Source organism: Marinobacter guineae (assembly GCF_002744735.1).
Classification (GTDB): domain Bacteria; phylum Pseudomonadota; class Gammaproteobacteria; order Pseudomonadales; family Oleiphilaceae; genus Marinobacter; species Marinobacter guineae.
This window is the reverse complement of the sequence record NZ_KZ319340.1, coordinates 302,649-321,115: the sequence shown is the minus strand read 5'-3', so window position 1 is coordinate 321,115 and position 18,467 is coordinate 302,649. Positions and strand designations below refer to the sequence as shown.

General features: G+C 57.3%; 20 protein-coding genes. 11 read left to right on the top strand and 9 right to left on the bottom strand.

What is annotated here, in order from left to right; translation table 11 throughout:
• Window positions 1–960: a ketopantoate reductase family protein gene (locus tag CLH62_RS09560; protein ID WP_099617935.1), complete on the top strand. Its 960-nt coding sequence runs from the start codon at window positions 1–3 to the stop codon at window positions 958–960.
• Here the strand turns inward: CLH62_RS09560 and CLH62_RS09555 are convergent.
• The 3 genes from CLH62_RS09555 to CLH62_RS09545 all read right to left on the bottom strand — a co-directional run bounded on the left by CLH62_RS09555 (window position 941) and on the right by CLH62_RS09545 (window position 3,490).
• Window positions 941–1,966 carry a peptidoglycan -binding protein gene (locus CLH62_RS09555; RefSeq protein WP_099617934.1) on the bottom strand — a complete coding sequence of 342 codons (1,026 nt, stop codon included), beginning with the start codon at window positions 1,964–1,966 and terminating at the stop codon, window positions 941–943. The two genes, CLH62_RS09560 and CLH62_RS09555, sit on opposite strands and share 20 nt — an antisense overlap.
• A complete protein-coding gene (locus CLH62_RS09550) occupies window positions 1,963–2,691 on the bottom strand; it encodes a MotA/TolQ/ExbB proton channel family protein (protein ID WP_099617933.1) in 729 nt (242 codons plus the stop codon). The genes CLH62_RS09555 and CLH62_RS09550 overlap by 4 nt, the downstream gene beginning before the upstream one ends.
• 115 nt (window positions 2,692–2,806) lie before the next feature.
• Entirely contained in the window at window positions 2,807–3,490 is a 684-nt protein-coding gene (locus CLH62_RS09545) for a type 1 glutamine amidotransferase domain-containing protein (RefSeq protein ID WP_099617932.1), read from the bottom strand.
• A gap of 190 nt (window positions 3,491–3,680) precedes the next feature.
• Here CLH62_RS09545 and CLH62_RS09540 point away from each other — a divergent pair, with 190 nt between their 5' ends.
• The 4 genes from CLH62_RS09540 to CLH62_RS09525 all read left to right on the top strand — a co-directional run bounded on the left by CLH62_RS09540 (window position 3,681) and on the right by CLH62_RS09525 (window position 7,141).
• The gene (locus CLH62_RS09540; protein WP_099617931.1) at window positions 3,681–4,433 is read left to right on the top strand and encodes a substrate-binding periplasmic protein; all 753 of its coding nucleotides are present in this window, start codon (window positions 3,681–3,683) and stop codon (window positions 4,431–4,433) included.
• Complete coding sequence (locus tag CLH62_RS09535; protein ID WP_099617930.1) at window positions 4,430–5,812, top strand: ribonuclease J; 1,383 nt, start codon at window positions 4,430–4,432, stop codon at window positions 5,810–5,812. Before CLH62_RS09540 ends, CLH62_RS09535 begins: the two co-directional genes overlap by 4 nt.
• Window positions 5,813–5,816: 4 nt before the next feature.
• The gene (locus tag CLH62_RS09530) at window positions 5,817–6,617 is read left to right on the top strand and encodes a substrate-binding periplasmic protein (RefSeq protein ID WP_099617929.1); all 801 of its coding nucleotides are present in this window, start codon (window positions 5,817–5,819) and stop codon (window positions 6,615–6,617) included.
• A gap of 98 nt (window positions 6,618–6,715) precedes the next feature.
• The gene (locus CLH62_RS09525) at window positions 6,716–7,141 is read left to right on the top strand and encodes a hotdog fold thioesterase (RefSeq protein WP_099617928.1); all 426 of its coding nucleotides are present in this window, start codon (window positions 6,716–6,718) and stop codon (window positions 7,139–7,141) included.
• Window positions 7,142–7,161: 20 nt separating this feature from the next.
• On the opposite strand, the gene CLH62_RS09520 is transcribed toward CLH62_RS09525, so the two are convergent.
• Window positions 7,162–8,115: a GGDEF domain-containing protein gene (locus CLH62_RS09520; RefSeq protein WP_099617927.1), complete on the bottom strand. Its 954-nt coding sequence runs from the start codon at window positions 8,113–8,115 to the stop codon at window positions 7,162–7,164.
• A 76-nt stretch (window positions 8,116–8,191) separates the two neighbouring features.
• On the bottom strand, window positions 8,192–9,526 hold the full coding sequence (locus tag CLH62_RS09515) for a cyclic di-GMP phosphodiesterase (RefSeq protein ID WP_099617926.1): 1,335 nt from the start codon (window positions 9,524–9,526) through the stop codon (window positions 8,192–8,194).
• 162 nt (window positions 9,527–9,688) lie between these two features.
• Here CLH62_RS09515 and CLH62_RS09510 point away from each other — a divergent pair, with 162 nt between their 5' ends.
• Window positions 9,689–10,366 (top strand): hypothetical protein, encoded by a 678-nt coding sequence (locus CLH62_RS09510; RefSeq protein WP_099617925.1) that lies wholly within the window; start codon window positions 9,689–9,691, stop codon window positions 10,364–10,366.
• 4 nt (window positions 10,367–10,370) lie between these two features.
• Here the strand turns inward: CLH62_RS09510 and CLH62_RS09505 are convergent, their stop codons facing one another.
• On the bottom strand, window positions 10,371–11,102 hold the full coding sequence (locus CLH62_RS09505) for a sulfite exporter TauE/SafE family protein (protein WP_099617924.1): 732 nt from the start codon (window positions 11,100–11,102) through the stop codon (window positions 10,371–10,373).
• A gap of 98 nt (window positions 11,103–11,200) precedes the next feature.
• On the opposite strand from CLH62_RS09505, the gene CLH62_RS09500 reads away from it, so the two are divergent.
• Window positions 11,201–11,659, top strand: coding sequence for a YchJ family protein (locus tag CLH62_RS09500; protein WP_099617923.1), 459 nt, complete (start codon window positions 11,201–11,203; stop codon window positions 11,657–11,659).
• A 7-nt stretch (window positions 11,660–11,666) separates the two neighbouring features.
• Here the strand turns inward: CLH62_RS09500 and CLH62_RS09495 are convergent, their stop codons facing one another.
• Window positions 11,667–12,047 carry a rhodanese-like domain-containing protein gene (locus tag CLH62_RS09495; protein WP_099617922.1) on the bottom strand — a complete coding sequence of 127 codons (381 nt, stop codon included), beginning with the start codon at window positions 12,045–12,047 and terminating at the stop codon, window positions 11,667–11,669.
• Between the two features lie 337 nt (window positions 12,048–12,384).
• On the opposite strand from CLH62_RS09495, the gene CLH62_RS09490 reads away from it, so the two are divergent.
• The 3 genes from CLH62_RS09490 to CLH62_RS09480 all read left to right on the top strand — a co-directional run bounded on the left by CLH62_RS09490 (window position 12,385) and on the right by CLH62_RS09480 (window position 14,698).
• Window positions 12,385–12,594, top strand: coding sequence for a DUF3565 domain-containing protein (locus tag CLH62_RS09490; protein WP_099617921.1), 210 nt, complete (start codon window positions 12,385–12,387; stop codon window positions 12,592–12,594).
• A 49-nt stretch (window positions 12,595–12,643) separates the two neighbouring features.
• Window positions 12,644–13,657: a DUF2235 domain-containing protein gene (locus tag CLH62_RS09485; protein WP_099617920.1), complete on the top strand. Its 1,014-nt coding sequence runs from the start codon at window positions 12,644–12,646 to the stop codon at window positions 13,655–13,657.
• A 102-nt stretch (window positions 13,658–13,759) separates the two neighbouring features.
• Complete coding sequence (locus tag CLH62_RS09480; protein ID WP_099617919.1) at window positions 13,760–14,698, top strand: DMT family transporter; 939 nt, start codon at window positions 13,760–13,762, stop codon at window positions 14,696–14,698.
• A gap of 5 nt (window positions 14,699–14,703) precedes the next feature.
• Here the strand turns inward: CLH62_RS09480 and CLH62_RS09475 are convergent, their stop codons facing one another.
• Both CLH62_RS09475 and CLH62_RS09470 read right to left on the bottom strand, forming a co-directional pair.
• Window positions 14,704–15,111 carry a thiol-disulfide oxidoreductase DCC family protein gene (locus tag CLH62_RS09475; RefSeq protein WP_099617918.1) on the bottom strand — a complete coding sequence of 136 codons (408 nt, stop codon included), beginning with the start codon at window positions 15,109–15,111 and terminating at the stop codon, window positions 14,704–14,706.
• The gene (locus CLH62_RS09470) at window positions 15,095–16,447 is read right to left on the bottom strand and encodes a CHAD domain-containing protein (protein WP_099617917.1); all 1,353 of its coding nucleotides are present in this window, start codon (window positions 16,445–16,447) and stop codon (window positions 15,095–15,097) included. Before CLH62_RS09470 ends, CLH62_RS09475 begins: the two co-directional genes overlap by 17 nt.
• A gap of 223 nt (window positions 16,448–16,670) precedes the next feature.
• On the opposite strand from CLH62_RS09470, the gene CLH62_RS09465 reads away from it, so the two are divergent.
• The gene (locus CLH62_RS09465; RefSeq protein WP_099618824.1) at window positions 16,671–18,347 is read left to right on the top strand and encodes a methyl-accepting chemotaxis protein; all 1,677 of its coding nucleotides are present in this window, start codon (window positions 16,671–16,673) and stop codon (window positions 18,345–18,347) included.
• The last annotated feature ends 120 nt before the right edge of the window (window positions 18,348–18,467 follow it).

The following is an 18,467-nucleotide window of genomic DNA, read 5'->3' as shown; positions in this document are numbered from 1 at the left end:
ATGCTCAAATTTCTGATTGTAGGTGCCGGTGGCATAGGTGGTTACTACGCCGCCCGACTATTGCACGCCGGGCACGATGTGGTACTCACCGCCCGGGGCGCGCACCTGGCGGCCCTGCAGGAGCAGGGGCTGACCGTTCAGTACGGCGATGAAGTGTGGTCCTTCCCGGTTCAGGCCATGGATCATGCGGGCGTGGTTGCCCGGTACCGGCCGGATGATTTCGACGTGGTGGTGGTTACCCTCAAATCAACCGCCACCGAAACGATGCTGAAAGAACTGGGGCCTTGGCTTTTTCACGGCAAGGTACCGGTATTGTCACTTCAGAACGGCGTCGACAACGAACCGGAGCTGGCATCACTGCTGGGAGAACACAGAGTGCTGGGTGGTCTGGCCGTCAGGATCGGTGGTCACATCTTGCAGCCGGGGGTGGTTGAGGCCGAAGGTCCGGCGCAGGTTATCATGGGCGAATGGCCTGTCGCGGCGGAACCCGGTTCCCGTCGCGCCTTGCTGGAGCAATTACGGGACGAATTCGAGGCGGCCGGTATTCCCACAACGGTTTCCGACAACATCCGCTACGAGCTCTGGCGCAAACTGGTGATCAACAACGGAGTAAACCCACTCTCGGCGTTGACCGGTCTGGATACCCAAAGCCTTACGCATCACCCGGAATTCCAGAAAATAGTTCGCGGGATGATGGCGGAGACGGTGGCCGCCTCGAAAGCCGATGGCGTCAATCTCGGGTCAGCGGATCTTGCGGAGATGTTCGAGCTGATCAGCAACTTCAACGCCATCAAGACCTCCATGCTGGTGGACAAGGAAAAGGGCCGGCCACTGGAGCTCGACAGCATTGCCGGCGCGGTTCTGCGCCGTTGCTCGCAGATGGGTATCGACGCGCCTTACACTACGACCGTTAACGCCCTGTTAATGCACTCGCAAACCGCTAGCGATCAGTCAGCTTGAGCTCGATCCGCCGGTTCTTCTGTAGGGCTTCGGGCGAGGTGCCTTCCGCCACCGGGAAGAACTCGCCGAAGCCGGCGGCCACCATGCGCCTCTCAGGAACCCCCTGCGCTGCCAGGTAGCGGACCACTGCTACGGCGCGGGCGGTGGAAAGCTCCCAGTTGGAGGGGAATTTGGGGGTGTTGATAGGAACAACATCGGTATGGCCGTCGATTCGCAGAATCCAGTCCACGTCATCCGGAATCTTGTTGGCGACGTCCAGCAACAGCTTTGCCAGCTTGTCCAGTTCGCGCTTGCCCTCCTCACCCAGGTCTGCCGAACCCGAGGCAAACAACAATTCCGAGGGCAGCAGGAAACGATCGCCCACCACCCGGATGTTCTCGTTGCTGGCCAGGATATCCCGCAGCCGGCCAAAGAATTCGGACTGGTACTGCTCCAGCTGGTTCACCCGCTCGGCCAGCAACGTGTTGAGGCGGCGGCTGACTTCCGACAGCTCACTATCCTTCTCCGCTGTCCTCTCCTTCTGCAGTTTCAGGGCCGCGGTGATCTGGCTCAGTTGCGCCCGCAGTGACGCGATCTGGTTGGAAAGCCGGAGGATCATGTTTTGCTGGCTGGTGGAGAGTTCCTCTTTTTCACCCAGTGCTTCGTCCATGCTTTGCAGTCGTTGCGCCTGCGCTTCGGCGTTGGCGGTTTGTTGCATCAACCGTTCGCGGGTGCTCTCAAGTCGCGCCAGGCTGGCGCTGTAGGCATCCTGAACCGACGCCATTTCCTGTTCCAGGGCACGGGTTTTACTTTGCTCAAGGCCGAGCAATTCGGAAATTTCCGACAACCGCTGGTTCAGCCGGGCCAGTTCCGAGTTGCGGTCCGACAGGGTCTGGGACAGGTAGAGCTGGCTCACCACATACACCAGCAGCATGAAAATAATCAGCATCAGCAGGGCTGACAGGGCATCCACATAGCCTGGCCAGACGTTGACGGTGCTGCGGGTTCGACGCCGGGAACCGATCATGTCAGCTCTTTCTCGGCATCAACGCGGTCGACCAGATTGGTCACACTGGTCAGCCATTCTTCAAGACCGTCGTAAAAACGGTTCTGGGCATGGCCCGCCTGGATGTCCAGAAACCCGAGAATCAGAGAGCCGCCGAGGCCCAGCAGAGAGGAGCTGAAGGCGGTGCCCATGCCCTGCAGCGGCGTCAGCAGGCCGGCCTGCAAGTCTCCGAAGACCTTGCCAAAATCTTGCTGACTCATATCCAGGTTGGTGATGACCTCGCCAACGGCATTGATGGTACCGAGCAGGCCCCAGAAGGTGCCCAGCAACCCCAGGAAAATCAGCAGGCTGATGAAATAGCGGGTGATTTCCCGTTGCTCGTCCATCCGTGAGTGAATGCCATCGAGCACGGTGCGCAGCGACAGGGTCGACAGGGTAAAACGGTCCCGCTTGGCGTCTTCACCCAGTTGTCGTGCCAGGGGTTTGAGCAGGCGGGGTTCCTGCAGCACCGACAGGCCGGCGTTGCCGGTGCGGAACTGGGAAATCCAGCGCATTTCGGGGAACAATACAAAAACCTGCCGGTAGGTGAGCCCGATGCCGATCAGCAAAACAAAGACAATCAACAGGTTGAATACCCAGTTTGCCATGAAGGCTTCGATCAGGGGCCTGTGAATCAGCACGCCGACGACAGCCACAACGGCCAGGAAAAGCGTCATCCAGAAAAGGGTGTGTTTGGGATTGCTCATAGCGATGGCTAACCTTTTGAGATATTCCTCAAAACGTTAGCACAGATGGGAGAGGAAATTGGGGTCAGATGAAAATTTCATCTGACCCCAGCTTCGAGAGACCAACTTCAATTGATCAATTTTCCTGCAAGGCTTGCAGGACCGCTTTTGCCGCCCCTTCGGAAGAGGCCGGATTCTGGCCAGTAATCAGCTTACCATCCACCACGATGTGCGGGGCCCAGTCGTCACCCCGGGTATAGGTGGCCGTGTTTTCCTTCAGCATATCCTCCAGCAGGAAGGGCACCACGCCGCTCAGGCCCACGGCCTCTTCCTCGCTGTTGCTGAAGCCAGTCACTTCGCGGCCACCAACAATGTTCTGGCCGGGCTTCACTTCCACGTTCTTGAACACGGCCGGCGCGTGGCATACGGCACCGATCACCTTGTCCTGCTCGTACGCTGCCTTGATCAGGGCAACGGATTTGTCGTCATTGGCCAGGTCCCACATCGGTCCATGGCCACCCGGGTAGAAGATGGCGTCGTACTCGTTCATGTCCACGTCGCTCAGCTTCTTGGTGCTGGCCAGGGATTCCTTGGCGTGGGCATCCTGCTCGAAACGGCGGGTGGTGTCGGTCAGGGCCTCTTCCACCTCGCTGTTGGGATCCACCGGCGGCTGGCCGCCTTTTGGTGAGGCAATGGTGATGTCCGCGCCCGCATCCCGGAAAACATAGTAAGGTGCCGTGAACTCTTCGAGCCAGAAGCCGGTCTTATTGCCTGTATCGCCCATCTGGTCATGGGAGGTGAGAACCATCAGAATCTTCATGGTGTCGGTCCTTTTCGTTGACGAATGAATGACACTTATTGACTGCTCTGTGATAGAACCTTGTGCCGTCGGTGATTGAATTCAACCAGCGATACGTAAATCCCGCCCCCCCGGATCTTGAACCGTCTATACTTGAGACAGATCACCAGACCTGAAAGAACGCGAAAGCACCCAGGCAAGGACAACAGGAATGCGAGTATTCATAGCCGCCCTCATGATGGCGCTGGCGCTTCCCGCTGTGGCCCAACAGGGCACGGAAACGGTAGCAGCACTGACGGTGACCGTGGGTGCTAATCATGCTCCGCCATACCGGATTATCGAAGATGGCGAGAGAACCGGTCTCTACGTGGAAATATTCGAAGAAATCGCCGATCGCCTGGGCTGGAAAGTTCATTACCGGGAGGCACCTTTTCGCCGTGTGCTGAGAATGGTTCAGGAAGGGCAGGTTGATGTCATGCTCGGCCCTGTCGAGACTGACGAGCGTGCTGAATTGATGGAATTTGTGGCGCCAGCCTTCCCACCGGAACGAAGGCTGTTTTTCTATCTGAACAATGAACACAAGATCGAACGTTACTCAGACCTCTATGGCCGAGCCGTTGGTGTCCTGGAAGGCGCTTCCTATTTCCAGCGGTTCGACAATGATGAAAAACTGCTGAAAGAGCCCGCGCCGCGCTACGAAAACCTGATGTTGATGATGCAGAAGGGTCGGGTGGATGTCGTCATCGCGCCAGAGCTTGTGGGGCTTTATGTGATTGATAAGTTGGGTGTACAGGCGGATATTTCGCCATTTTTCGTACCGGGTGAGCGCTCCTACATCGCGGTGGCGAAAAACTCACCGGTGCTTCAATACGCGGATGATATCCGGGCAGCGCTGAAACTGATCGAAATGGAAGGCATACACGAGGATCTGGTGTTGAAGTACCTGGACCGAGCCGCCCAATGATTCCCGGACCGTCCGATCTCTGGTTTTTACCGCTGGGTGGTACCGGCGAAATTGGCATGAACCTCAACCTGTATGGCCACGATGGCGCCTGGTTGATGGTGGACTGTGGCGTCACCTTTCCAAAGCCCGGCCGTATTGCTGCCGACGGCACAGTGCACCATCGTGGCGAGCCTCCGGTGCAAATGGCGGACCCGGCGTTTATTGCCGATCGCCGCGACCGCCTGGCGGGACTCATCATTACCCATGCCCATGAAGATCACGTGGGGGCTGTGCCTTACCTCTGGCCCCTGCTGCAATGCCCCATCTACACCAGCCGGTTCACCGCCGAAATTCTGCGCCGGAAACTGGCCGAGTTTGACCTGCTGCATCGGGTTCCAATCATCGTAGTGGAAACCGGCCAGAGCAAGCAGATTGGCCCGTTCAGCGTGCAGTGGCTGGCACTGACTCACTCCATTCCGGATCCGAACGCCCTTATGATTCGCACTGGTGTTGGCAATATCTTCCACAGTGGTGACTGGAAACTGGACGAGCAGCCGCTGGTGGGTCATGGCTATTCCAGGAAAACCTTCACTGACCTGGCCGACGAGGGCGTGGCTGCCATGGTGTGCGATTCCACCAATGCCACCGTGCCCGGCCATTCTGTCTCCGAAGCCGCGTTGCATGCCGGACTATTGCAAGCCATCAGCTTGGCCGAGGGGCGTGTGGTCGTTACCTGTTTTGGCAGCAACATTGCCCGGTTGCACACCCTGGCTTCGATCGCCCGTGAGAGCGGGCGCTACATGGGATTGCTGGGCCGCTCCCTGATCAATATGAGCGGTGCGGCGAAAGCGGCAGGGCTATGGGATACGGCAGACCAGTTGATTACCCCTTCCCATCTCGGGTATCTGCCCCGAAATGAAGTGCTTGCCGTGGCCACTGGCAGCCAGGGCGAACCTCGGACGGCGCTGCGACGGCTGGCAGCTGGTAACCACCCGGATTTCGAGCTGGAGTCGGGCGACACGGTTATCTTCAGTGCCCGGGCGATTCCGGGAAACGAGGAGTCCATAGAAGCACTGATCAGCCGGCTCAAGGATATGGGAGTCAGGGTTATCACCGCCGAGGATGCGGATTTACCAATTCATGCTTCAGGTCATCCGGCCCAGGAAGAGCTGGAGTTAATGTATCAGTGGGTGAAACCGGCAATAGCCATTCCGGTCCATGGTGAGGCCGAACACATGGAAACCCACGCGGACATTGCCAAAGCAAAGGGAGTCCCCCGGGCCATGGTTGGCCGGAACGGCGATCTGTTCATGATACGGCCGGTGCCGGGTATCCGGCGCCAGATTGCGCAAACCGGTCGTCTGGGCTGGGAAAAAGAGGTACTTGTCAGAGTTGAGTAAACCGATGTTGAGAGTTTTCTCCCAATTGTGTGCTCTGTTAGCGACGCTGTTTTTGGGTGTTCCCGTCACTGCTTCTGATGATCCGCACTGCAAGACACTCACCGCCAGCGGCAACCCGGAATACCCCCCGCTGCTCTGGCGGGATCCCGGCATGCCCGATCAACTGACTGGCGCCGTGCCTGCCCTGCTGAGGGAAATTGTCGAGCCCATGGGGTTGGAGGTGCTTGTCAGGGATCTGGGGTCCTGGGCCCGGGCACAGCATGTGGCCCGGTCGGGTGAAATCGATATGGTGGCCGGTGCCTTTATCAACTCCGAGCGCATCCGCTACATGGATTACCTGCTTCCTCCGATTACCCATCTGCCAACGGCTGTTTGGGTGCCCAAGGGTGGCGAATTTGTCTACCGCCACTGGCCAGACTTGCTGGGCAAACGTGGCAGCACCCTGATCAATAACAGTTTTGGGCAGAATTTCGACCGCTACGCCGAAGAAAACCTCCGCATCGAAGGTGTAAGAACCATTGAACAATCCTTCCAGATGGCGTTGGCCGGCCGCGTGGATTACGTGCTTTACGAGGTGTTGCAGGGGCAGGTGAAGCTGGGAAAAATGGGAATCGGCGAGGATTTTGTGGCACTGGAAACGCCGATTAGCCGGGAAGCTCTCTTTTTTACCTTTTCCAAGGCGTCCCCCTGCAATTCCTTTGAGCTACGAGAGCGCATCGCCGACAGGTTGTTCGACCTGGTGAATTCTGGTCGTGTGGATGCGTTGATTGACGAGTACACCAAACTCTACACATCATCGCCTTGAACACAGGTAAAAGAGGGTTTGGTAGTTCGCATCCTATCTGTATAAACTGAATGCCCTGTTTCTAACTCTGTTCCTGATAAAAAGAGAGCGGCACCTGTATGGCAATCTGGACCCAAACCCCGAACCTTGAACACCTCGCCAAAGCCAGTGAAAACACGGCTGTCAGCTACATGGGCATTGAGTATCTGGAAATCGGCGATGACTACGTAAAAGGCCGCATGCCCGTTGATGAGCGTACCGTGCAACCCTTCGGCATTCTCCATGGTGGTGCTTCGGTATTGCTGGCCGAAACCCTTGGGAGTATGGCCGCCAACTGTTGCCTGAAAGATCCAGAGACTGTCGCCGTGGGGCTGGATATCAACGCGAACCATATCCGCCCGGTTACCAAGGGCTGGGTGTATGGCGCTGCAAAGCCCATTCATATCGGTAGCGCAACCCAGGTGTGGGAAATCCGGCTTGAGAACGAAGAAGGGAAAACCACCTGCATTTCCCGGCTGACCATGGCTGTGACCAAGCGACCATAACCGGTAGGCACGGGTGTTCGTCAGGCTTTGACGCGCACCCGGTTCCGGCCAGATGATTTGGACTCGTACATCGCCTCGTCGGCTCGGGCCAGAAGGCTTTCGAGGCTTTTCTCTCCGGGGCGGAGGGAGGAAACTCCGAAGCTGGCGGTTGATCCGATAGGCGCGTCGCGGAAGCAAACCGGAGTCTCGCGCATCAGATTCAACAAGCGGTCAGCCATCTCCTGAGCTTCGTCAGTTTCGGTCTCCGACAGGAGGATCGCAAACTCCTCGCCACCAATGCGTGCGGCAATATCGGATTCGCGAACTTTGCTTCCCAGTATTTTTCCGATCTGTCGAAGTACCTCATCGCCGGCCTCGTGGCCATGATTGTCGTTAATGTGCTTGAAGTGGTCCAGGTCGAACATGATGATCGCCAGGGGTGATTTGTGCCGCCGGGATTGTTTCAGCAGTTGGTTGCCGAACTCGAAAAAGGCCCGTCGGTTGTGCAGGCCGGTCAAGTGGTCTTCCAGCGCGGCTGCCCGGGCTTGCTCATGGGCTTCCTTGAGGGCCAGCTCCATTTCCTTGCGGTCGGTAATGTCCATAGCAATTTCGAGCCGGACCAGACGACCGTCGGTCCACGGAATTGCCTGGTCCCGGCACTGGTACCAGTGTTGGTCGATGGTATTCTGAAATTCCCATACGTGAGGGGCGCGAGCCAGGCCCTCGGCATCAATCAACAAGTGGTTGGTGCAAAAGGCGCAAGGGCCGTCGTTATTCTGCAGAACTTCCCAGCACTTCCTTCCCTGAATTGCCCCCCAGACACGCCGACCATAAGCGTTCATGTATAGAAGATCGTAGGTCTCGAAATCCGAGACATAAACCAGGGCGTCCAGATTATCAAGCACAGCCCTCAGACCGTCGGAAGGCGTGGCTTCCGATCTGTCATCATCAATAGGTGTAGCAGGGATATTGAGTGAGGGAATGCCGGAGTTCATCACTTGTCTGCCGGGGATTATTTTGCGAGCAGTATAGCAGCGTAAACCGTCGGGGGAAGTTACAGACTGCTCCGTGTTATTCCGTCTCGTCGGCCTTGAAAGGTTTGGTTACGATCAGGCCTTCGTCCACGAAGTCCTGCAACACAATATCGTAGGTGCCATCCGGGACTTCATGGGCAATGCGATAAGGGGCTCCTGCGGCGTCCTCGGGTGAGGCTTTCAGATCAAGAGTGCGGAAAGGCACCAGTGGGCTTTTGTCGATGTCTCTCACCAGCAGCACCCTGGGCTTGAGTTTTTGGCTGGGGTAACTCTCGACAACGATACCGACCTCCCCATTCACCATTTCAACAATCGAGCCCGGCGGATACACACCGATCATCTGGATAAAGGCAGCGGCCAGTTCCTCATCAAACTGTGTGCCACGGTGCTTGTGGATGATTTCCAGTGCCCGCATGGAGGCCCGTCCCTTGTCGTACACCCGGTTACTGGTAATGGCATCGTAGGTGTCCACCAACCCGATAATCTTGGCAAAGTAGGGAATCTGTTGTGCCTGAAGGCCCCGGGGATAGCCTGAACCATCCATCCGCTCATGGTGGCTGAACGCCACATCTACCGCAGTGTTCAGGGAGCTGCTGGTGCCCATCAGAATGGTGCGCCCGTGAGTCGTGTGCAGGCGCATCACGTCAAACTCCTGGGGTGTGAGAGCGCCCGGCTTGTTGAGGATTTCATCAGGAATCCGGGTTTTGCCCACGTCGTGCAGCAAACCGCACAGCGCCAGGTTGCGGATTTCGCCTTCCAGTAGACCCAGGTGCTTGCCAAACGCCGCCGCCAGAATGGCGACGTTAATGCAGTGCTCGGCGGTGTATTCGTCCTGGTGCTTGATCTTGGTGAGCATCAAGAGTGCGTTTTCATTGCGAAGCACGCTTTCAACACAGCTGTTGACCACCGTGCGGGCATTGTTCAGATCCAGCGTGCGGCCGACCCTGAGGCCCGACATGATCGACTTGGCGGTCTTTTGGGCCTCCTCAAAGCGGATAACCGCCGTTTCCATCTCCTTTCCCGCATCTACCTTGTTGATGTACGTGACACGCTTGCGCTGCGGCACGGTTTTGGCCGTGCTGTTGGCGGGCTCCGGAACGGTTTTTCGCTTGAACAGGCGCAACAGGCCCGACGGCTTCAGGCTGCTTTTCTCAGGCTTTGCCCGGGGCGTTCCGTCGACTCGCCCTTCAATCACTACAAAATCGCACTGGGCGCGCAGGGCGTCGATCTCGGACTGATCACGAATGACAAATCCCTGAAGCAGGAAGTTGGTGTCTTCCCAGGGGCGGTCCAGGCGGATGACATGCATGCCGATGGCGAGTTCCGATACATCGATCTGGCTTTCAACAATTTCCTGATGCGGTGCGCTCATAAACCAATCCTGACTCCCTGAGGCCCCATTCTGATGCAAAATCACCCCCACAGGATGGACCCGATTGCAAAATCTGGTCAAATAATGTTCATTCAGTATGTTAGCGACCGATTTCGTTGGGTTGACCTCCGTTCCGCGGAGATGCGCTGAGGACCTTCTGCCATGGCAGACCATCGTTCATTTCATCTCTGGTGGCTGGCACTTGCCGCCGGGCTTGTGCCTCTTCTGACCATCCATATCACCTTTGGGGTGTCGGTGCTGGAGGGGCATGTGGAATTGTGCATGCCTTATTGGGACAGCTGCACCAGCATCAGCCGAACAGGCCGGTATGGCACCTCTTATTTCATCTTCAAAGGCACCATGTTGCCTGCGGCTTTGCTGGGTATCCTGTTCTGGTGGCTGAACAGCCGTTGGCTGCGCCAGTTGGGCGTTCATTCAACAGGCGTTGCCTGGATTCCCTGGCTGGGGCTGGTGGCCAGCGTGTCCCTCGGCGCCTATACCCTCGCGCTGGGGCACGCCGGAGAAGGGTTTAACCTGACTCGCCGAATCGGCGTGGTTCTGTATTTCTCGCTCACGTTTATCTGTGAATTACTGGTCAGTGGTGGGTTGAGCAGCCACCCGCAATGGAGACACGCGGGCTCAAGGCTGATGAATCTCTGCCAACTGACCCTGGGTGTCGGCCTTCTTTCGGTGATACTCAATGGTGTGGCACCGGAGTTCTACAGCCGTAAAGACGATGCCTTTGAGTGGATTCTGGCGTTCCTGATCAACGCCCACGCACTCTGGCTGGCATTCCTGTGGCGCAAGAACCGATTTCGGGTCCGGCTCTGGGCGGGCTAGGTACTCACAGCGAGATCAGGCCGCGAATCAGGGCTGCGGTTCCTGCGATGGCCGCAATGGCCAGAATTACCGGGCGAAGCCCATCGAAGGGCATGCGGTTGACCAGTTTGCCGGATAACCAGAAACCCACCCCAACACCCGGAAAGGTCACCGCAAACAGAGCCAGCTCCCGGGTACCCAGGTAGCCGGAGGCAAACAGCGCGGCCAGGCTGAATACGCTCGCAACCAGAAAGAACGCGGACATGTTCGCGCGCACCAGTGGCCCTTTCTCGTTCTGGTAGATAAGCGCAATGGGCGGGCCGCCGACGGCCGTGATCGTGCCCATATAGGTCGAGGCGGCGCCCGCCATCACACTGTTTCGGGCGTTCAGGGCCGGTTTGAGCCCGCCAAGGCTGAGGGACACTCCGGCGAGAATCAGAACGCCGAAGATCAGCTCAAACCCCTTGGTGGAGATCACGAGCAAGGTCAGTGCCGCCAGAACCGCGCCGGCAACCCCACCCCCGACTGCAAAGCGCACCTCGCGAACCTGGAGGGCCCGACGGTTACGGGCCAGCATGAAGATGGTCAGCAGGGAAGCGTTCAGAGTGAGCGGCCCGGGCACGAACAGCGGGCTGATCAGGAACAGCAGCGGCGCCGCCAGGGTGCCAATGCCATAGCCGGCTACGCCCTGCAGGCAGGCGCCGGCGAGAACCGCCAGGTTGGCCAGAAGAATCTGTAACAGCGAGACATCCGTCAAAAGAAATCACCAGAGCGTTGAGGGTTAGGGCCAGGGCAGGGTCGGGTTGATGTTGATACACTGCCGGTACAGCAGCATAGCGGAAATCGTGACGCCCAATGACACAACAGCCTGAAAACACCGTCTGCCCCTGCGGCAGCGGAAAACCCTACAGAAAATGTTGCCAGCCCTTTCACCAGGGCGACGCAGCGCCATCGCCAGAAGCCCTGATGCGCTCCCGGTATGCCGCGTTCGTGCTGAATCTGCCCGATTATCTCCTGGCGACCTGGCACCAAAGCACCCGGCCACAGACGCTGACACTTGAGGGCTCCCCGGACTGGGCCTCACTGCAGATTCTGGGCAGCGCCCAATTCGGCAACACAGGAACCGTCCACTTCAGGGCGAATTACCGCCTTGGCGGCGGCTGGGGGTTTCTCGAAGAAAACTCCGACTTTGTTCAGGAAGACGGTCGCTGGTATTACCTGCGTGGAAGCACCAGTGAGGGCCAGCTGAAACCCGGCCGCAACGAACCCTGCCCCTGCGGTAGCGGGAAGAAATTCAAGGCCTGTTGCCGTTAACCGACCATCATTCGAACGACGGAAGCTCGGGCTTGGCCACCGGTTTTCCCGCTTCCTGCCAGGCATCAAATCCGCCGGCGATGGACTGCACGTGCATGTACCCCATTTCCTTCAGGGCTCTCGCGCTGAGAGCCGCCCGGCCGGATGTTTTGCAATAACACACGATGTTGAGATTCCGGCTTTCAAACGCAGGGTCATTGGTGAACTTGAACTCCAGCAGCCCCCGGGAAATGTTCACCGCCCCCGGAATATGTCCGGCCCGGTACTCATCGGCATCGCGCACATCCAGCAGCAGATCCGCATTCTTGATGGCATCGTCTGCCTTCTCAAGCGGAACTTCCTGAATCTCTTTCTTTGCAGCTTCTACGAGGTCGTGGGCTGTTTTCATGGGACGGCTCCTGCGGATAGTGGAGGAATAATGATATGCCTCAGGATAAGGGATTGGGCGGGCTGGCGTCATCCTTGAAAAGTTCAGATGGAAAAACCTTGAGTTTTGGCCAGAGGAAGCGATGTCATCTATGGTGAAAACCTGTTCCTAACGTTGGTGGCTGATCTGTGGCTCGCAAAAATTGGACTCGATTCGATCAGCTCGTTGTTCTTGGGCTGTTATTGTGAACTTCCTTTTGGCAAGTTTTACCAGAAAAATTTTCACCATCGAATGAGCTTTTGGCATGGCATCGGGACACACTATTTACTGGGTAATTGCTGCTCTCTGAGACCAATCTATGAAACAACCCATCACCGGCTATCACAAAGACGAAGAAAACCACTGGGTCGCCCAGCTGGCGTGTGGCCACAATCAGCATGTGCGCCACACGCCGCCCTGGGTGAACCGCCCTTGGGTGACATCGGCAGGAGGCCGGGAGTCCATGCTTGGGTTTGAGCTGGAGTGCCGGAAATGTGATGAGGGCGCGCCGCCGGATGACCGGCCCTGAGCTATAATGTGGTTAAATTCTGATCGCGTTATTGGCAAAGGAGTCTGCCATGGTGAAGCGTCTCGTTATCTGTGCCGATGGCACATGGAACCGTCCCGAAGAAGATCTTCAGAAAGATGTACCCACCAACGTTCTGAGACTGGCCAGGGCGATTCGCCCGCTGGCAGCCGATGGCCAACCCCAGCATGTGTTTTATGACTGGGGCATTGGGTCCTACCACAACGCTGTGATTGGCGGGGTTACCGGGCAGGGCATTCACAAGAACATCATGGATGCCTACCGCTATATTGTTCAGAACTTCACGCCCGGCACAGACATTTACCTGTTCGGCTTCAGTCGCGGCGCTTATACGGTTCGTTCCCTGTGCGGGCTGATTAACAACTGCGGCATTCTCAAACGGCCCGATGCGCGGCTGATCCAGCAGGCGTTTGATCATTACAAGAAAACCGGCGATGACTGGAAGCCCTCCGGAGCCAAATCCGTGGACTTTCGTAATGCCCATAGCCATGAATCCAGGGAGATCCGGTTTGTGGGTGCCTGGGATACAGTGGGTGCCCTCGGCGTGCCGTTCTCGCTGATGGGTCTGTTTGATCGCAAGGACGAGTTTTACGACACCAAGCTGGGAAACAACGTGCGCATTGCACGCCATGCCATGGCCATTGATGAGCGCAGGGAGGATTTTGAGCCCACACTCTGGGACCCCCGGGAAGGGCTGGATCTGAAACAGATGTGGTTTGCCGGTTCCCACAGCGACATCGGCGGTGGTTACCCGGCGGACGATCAGGGGCTGCTCGCCTCTGACAGCGCCCTGGAATGGATGGTGGAGCAGGCCAGGAATGCGGGTCTGGACATAGAAGAACACCTGCCCGCCGGAATTAACCCCAGTGCCAGTGCCAGATTGCACAATTCACGTCGCCATGTATTCCGGTTTGCAAGGCCTCTGATTCGTAACCTGAAACCGGACGATGTCGAGACCGCCATTCATCCGTCTGTGGCCGAGCGCTGGCGGGTGGATCCGGATTACCGGCCACCAAACCTGAAGCAGATAGGGTTTGCCCCTTAGGAAACGCGGATTTTATGATGGGTAAAGCCTGCGGTGGCCATGGCTTTGATTGTGCTCAATGGTGCCGGGTGCATTCTGGCGCTAAAAGGATGAGAGGGAAAGATGAAAACCTGGGTATTACTGGCTCTGATCACTATGTCAGAGGCAACCATCGGAGTGTTCGTCAAACTGACGGACGGCCGGGTTCCAGTTCAGACGCTGACTTTTTACGCTTTTGTCTTTGCCACCGCATTTCTGATGCTGGCCATGCCGTGGGCCAACAAAAAGCCTCTTGAGTTGCCCCGCGGCAACTGGAAGGACACGTTTCTGATCGGTGCGCTGATTGCGGCTCAGAGCGGCTTTTTCAACTACGCCATGACCCTGGTGCCCATTGCCAATGCGGTGATTTTCTGGAGCGTTGCGCCTTTCTTCACGTTTATCCTGTCCTGGCTTTTTCTCGGCGAGAAGGCGAAAAAGAGCTATATCCTCATTTTCGGGATCGCCTTGACGGGCATTGTCATTGCCAAACCGCTGCAGGAGGGCTACATGCTTGGCAATATGGTGGCGCTGGGCGTGGGTGCGATTTATGCGGCGATGATCACCTACATGCGCCATGAGGGAAAAACTGAAACCGGCAACGACATTGCGTGGTCTTTGATGTTTGCGGCGTTGATCATGTTGCCCGCGGTTTTCGTTGTGGGGCTTGGGGATATCACCGGCATGATTCGTTACGAGAGTCTCGGAGTGTCTCTACCTGTGATGCTCTGGGCAGCGGGGCTGGGGCTGATATCGATGGGGTTTGCCTATTTCGGTATCTCGATCGTGCTCAAGTCCATTAATGCCAATGTTTATTCGCTGATCGACATCATCGTCTCGCCTGCGGTCGCCACGATGTGGGGCTTTCTGATTTTCAATGAAGTTCCCGCGCCCAGCATTCTATACGGCGGGGTATTATTGCTCGGTGCCGGCGCCTGGCTGACGCGTGACATGTCCCGGGACGATCCGACTCGTCCCGTCCATGTCTGTCATTCGCAATGTGTACACGTATCGTCTCGTCCCTGAGCGCATTAAGGCTCCCGGACGATGTGCCCTGCAGAATCCGAAGTGGCCGTCGCGCTGCACACATCACAGGTGTATTTGCGCTCATAGCGCCTGTCTGCCCAGCGTCCGTAAATCCGCGAGGCAACCTGGAAGATGCCGGGCCAGAGCAGGGGTCTGAACAGAAAACCGAAGGGGGTATGAGACCAGGCGCGAACATTGGCGGGCAGGCCGGTCACCCATTCGCCGGTCCAGGTCATCATGTGCAGCCGCCTGAGCAGGGCTTCGTGGCTGGGGAGGTTGGTGCTGCCATCGCGTTGTTCGTGGATATCGGCGAAAATCAGGTTGCCGCGCTGGAGTTTGCGCAGGGTGCGGATCTCCCTGGCACAGAGTGGGCATTGTCCGTCGTAAAACAGGGTGTCATAACGGGGCTCCATCGAGTCCTCCAAGGGCCAGAATCTGTTTTCGGGCGTCCGCTTTGCGATCTTCCAGGGTTTGCCGCATGCCGGCCAGCGCAGCCGGAAGAACCTCCGGTGCTGCTTTCTGGAATTGTGCAAGCAGTTCAATCTGAACGTGCAGGTCCTGGAAGCGGCCATAGAGTTGTTGTCGTGCCTTTACGGTTTTCAGGCCGCTTTTCCAGGTTTTCGCATCCAGTTCCATCAGGTAGCGGATGCGTTTGAGCTGCTTGCGCAGACGGTGGATGTCTTCATCCGGCGAGGTGTGCATCAGCTCAGCGGTGTGCCTGTTGAACTCTTTGATACGACGCTCCACGGCCTTTTGGATGTCTTCGGGGCTGAGTGTTCCTGCCAGTTTGTGGAACTTACGGGAGTCGATCAGATTGCGCCAGTGGTCCATGCTGTCGTTGTAACGCTTGCTGCCCAGGCGCTTCACCAGTTTTTTGTGTTTGCCGGCGGCTTCTCCCTCGAACCAGACCTGCAAGGCAACCTGCATTTCACGGTTGTCGCCGCAAAGTCCCGGCAGGTCCTGCAGGAAGACATGCAAATCTCTTAACGGCCCGGTGGCGTTGGCGTGGCGCTTCAGGATCTTGACGGCTTTCGCCAGTGCCTTGTCGCCGGTCACTTCCTGAACCGATTCGGCGATGGCCCGGCTACGGCGAATGGCAATGCGGTATTGATGCAGGAATTCGTCATCCAGGCCCAGAATGACACCCGGTTCCAGCTGTCTCAGGCGTTTTAACTGGTGGTGGAGTGCGGCGGGAATGTCTTTCGCCGGGTCGTCACCCTTCGTTGTGGCTTTCTTTTTCAACTTCCGTGAGAAATGGGCGTAGCTGAAGTCCGGCGGCGTCAGCAGGGCCACGAGTTTGCCTTTGCCGCGGTCAAGCTGGTGCCAGCGTTCGATCGGTAAACGAATGTGTATAACGCTCGCGGTGGGCAACTGCTCTGGCGGTTGTTCCAGCAGCCACTGGGCTAGTTCCAATAAGGCGGGGTTATGCCCGACGAGCATGATTCGCGATTCCTCATCCCGGTGTTGCAGCCAGGAGAGCAAGCGTTGGTAGTCGAAGGTGTAGAGCTCGCTGTGGGTGTGGCGTCGTTCTGGCGGGATGTCGTCGGGCAGCACACCGTCCAGTGTGGCCAGGGCCCGCGCGGCGTCGCTGCTGACTATCTCGCCGTCGAAGGCGCTGGAAGATCGCAGTGCTTTACTCAACGGTGCGAGCTGGCTTTCACCTCGGGCATTGAGCGGGCGATCCCGGTCAGAAAGTCCCTCGTCGGCCCAGCTGGACTTGGCATGGCGTACAAGAAACAGGTGCTTCATTGGCCTACCTTCGTAGTGGTTCTTTAGTCTAAGAGTTCCTCAAGACATTCAGGTTACTGCCGATACCTTACTCACCTGAAAATACTTTGCGAGTAGCAGTTTAATCATGGCAACGGGGGCGGCGCCAAGAGTTCCTGCAACCTGTCTTAACAAACTGGAACAGATCTGCCTGAAGGGTCTGTGGATAATTCGCCCCAAGAAAAAATCCCTGGGAGTGGGCACGATGAAATTTCTGAGTCACCTGACAATACGAACGCGTTTGCTGGTAGCGGTATTAGTACCAGTACTGATTACGGCGGCCACCCTGGCCTGGATCACCGCACAACAGATTCAGGAAAACGGCGAAGAGGAGCTGAAGCGGCTCGAGAGCAGTCTTCTGGAGGCCCGGAAGGCTGGCCTTCAGAACATGATCGATGCCGCCAAAGCGGTCGTTCTGGAAGCCAAGAACGATCCGTCCTTGAATGAAGAGGAAGCCAAAGAGGCGGCTGCGGCTCGCCTGCGTTCAATCCGGTTCGACAAAACCAATTACGTGTTTGCCTACACCCGCGATGTTTACAACCTGGCCTATGCGCCGGACCCCTCCAAGGAGGGCCCGACCAATAACCCGACACTGAAACGGCTGGTGGGCGATCTGTTTGATGCCGCCGACGACGACGGTTTTTACGGTTATGACTGGATGAACCCGGCCTCCGGCAATGAAGAGCCCAAGATGTCCTATTCCACCCTTATTCCGGATTGGGACTGGATGATCGGTGCCGGCGTTTACATCACGGATATCGAGCGGGAGGTGGCAGCGGCTCGGCAGGAGATTGAGGCGGGCATGTCCGCAACCCTGGGTTTCATTCTGCTGGTCACGGTCGTGGTTGTGCTGATCTCACTGATCATCGGTGTCTTCGTTGGCCGCACCGTTACCGTGCCGCTGAAGAGTGTCAGCAACATGATGCAGGAAATTGCCGACGGCGAAGGTGATCTGCGCCAGCGCCTGCCGGATGAGGGCAAGGATGAGCTGGCCGAGCTGGGCCGACGGTTCAATGCCTTTGTGGTCAAGATCCAGAACACCATGCGGGAAGTGGGCGCTACTACCGATCAGGTTGCCTCGGCTGCCGAAGAGCTGAGCCGTGTGGCGAATGAAACCCGGGCATCGGTGCAGGAACAGGGCTCGGAGACAGATCAGATTGCTTCTGCCATCAATGAAATGGCGGCGACTATTCAGCAGATCTCCGGCAATGCCAACGAGGTCGAGAGTGCAGCGTCAGACGCGGACCGTATGGCCCGGGAAGGTGGTGAAACCATCAGTAGCGCCCAGGGTGCGGTAAATCAGCTGTCGGAAGAGATTCACGATACCGCGAAGAGCATTGATGCGCTTGCAGAAAAATCTGACGATATCCAGCAGGTTCTGGATGTTATTCACGCCGTCACCGAGCAGACCAACCTGCTGGCTCTGAACGCCGCTATTGAGGCCGCCCGGGCTGGTGAGCATGGCCGTGGTTTCTCGGTGGTTGCTGACGAAGTTCGCCAGCTTGCCAAGCGCAGTGCCGAATCTGCCGACCAGATCCGCGAGATGATTGATGGTTTCGTAACGGAATCGAAGGCATCAGTTGAGCGCATGAACAAGTCACGGAAGCGTTCAAGCGAGACCGTGGAAAGGATCAACCACGCTACTGATGCACTGAAAACGATCGAGACCTCTGTCGGTCAGATCCACGATCAGGTCACCCAGATTGCCACGGCGTCTGAGCAACAGAGCCAGGTCGCGGAAGAAATCAATCAGAACGTGGTCCGGATTGTGGATGCCGCACAGCGCAGCGATACTGGCGTGACCCAGACCAATGAAGCGAGCCACGAACTGGCACGCCTGGGCGAGAGCCTTCGTGAGCTGGTCGGGCAGTTCAAGGTCTGATATCTGCTCACGGTATTTCGCTGATTGGCGGCTTCGCTGTTTGGCGGAACACCCTGAGCAAGCTATGATGGACGCGTAACAGAAATACCTGTTTTCATACCAACAATAACGGAAGCCAAT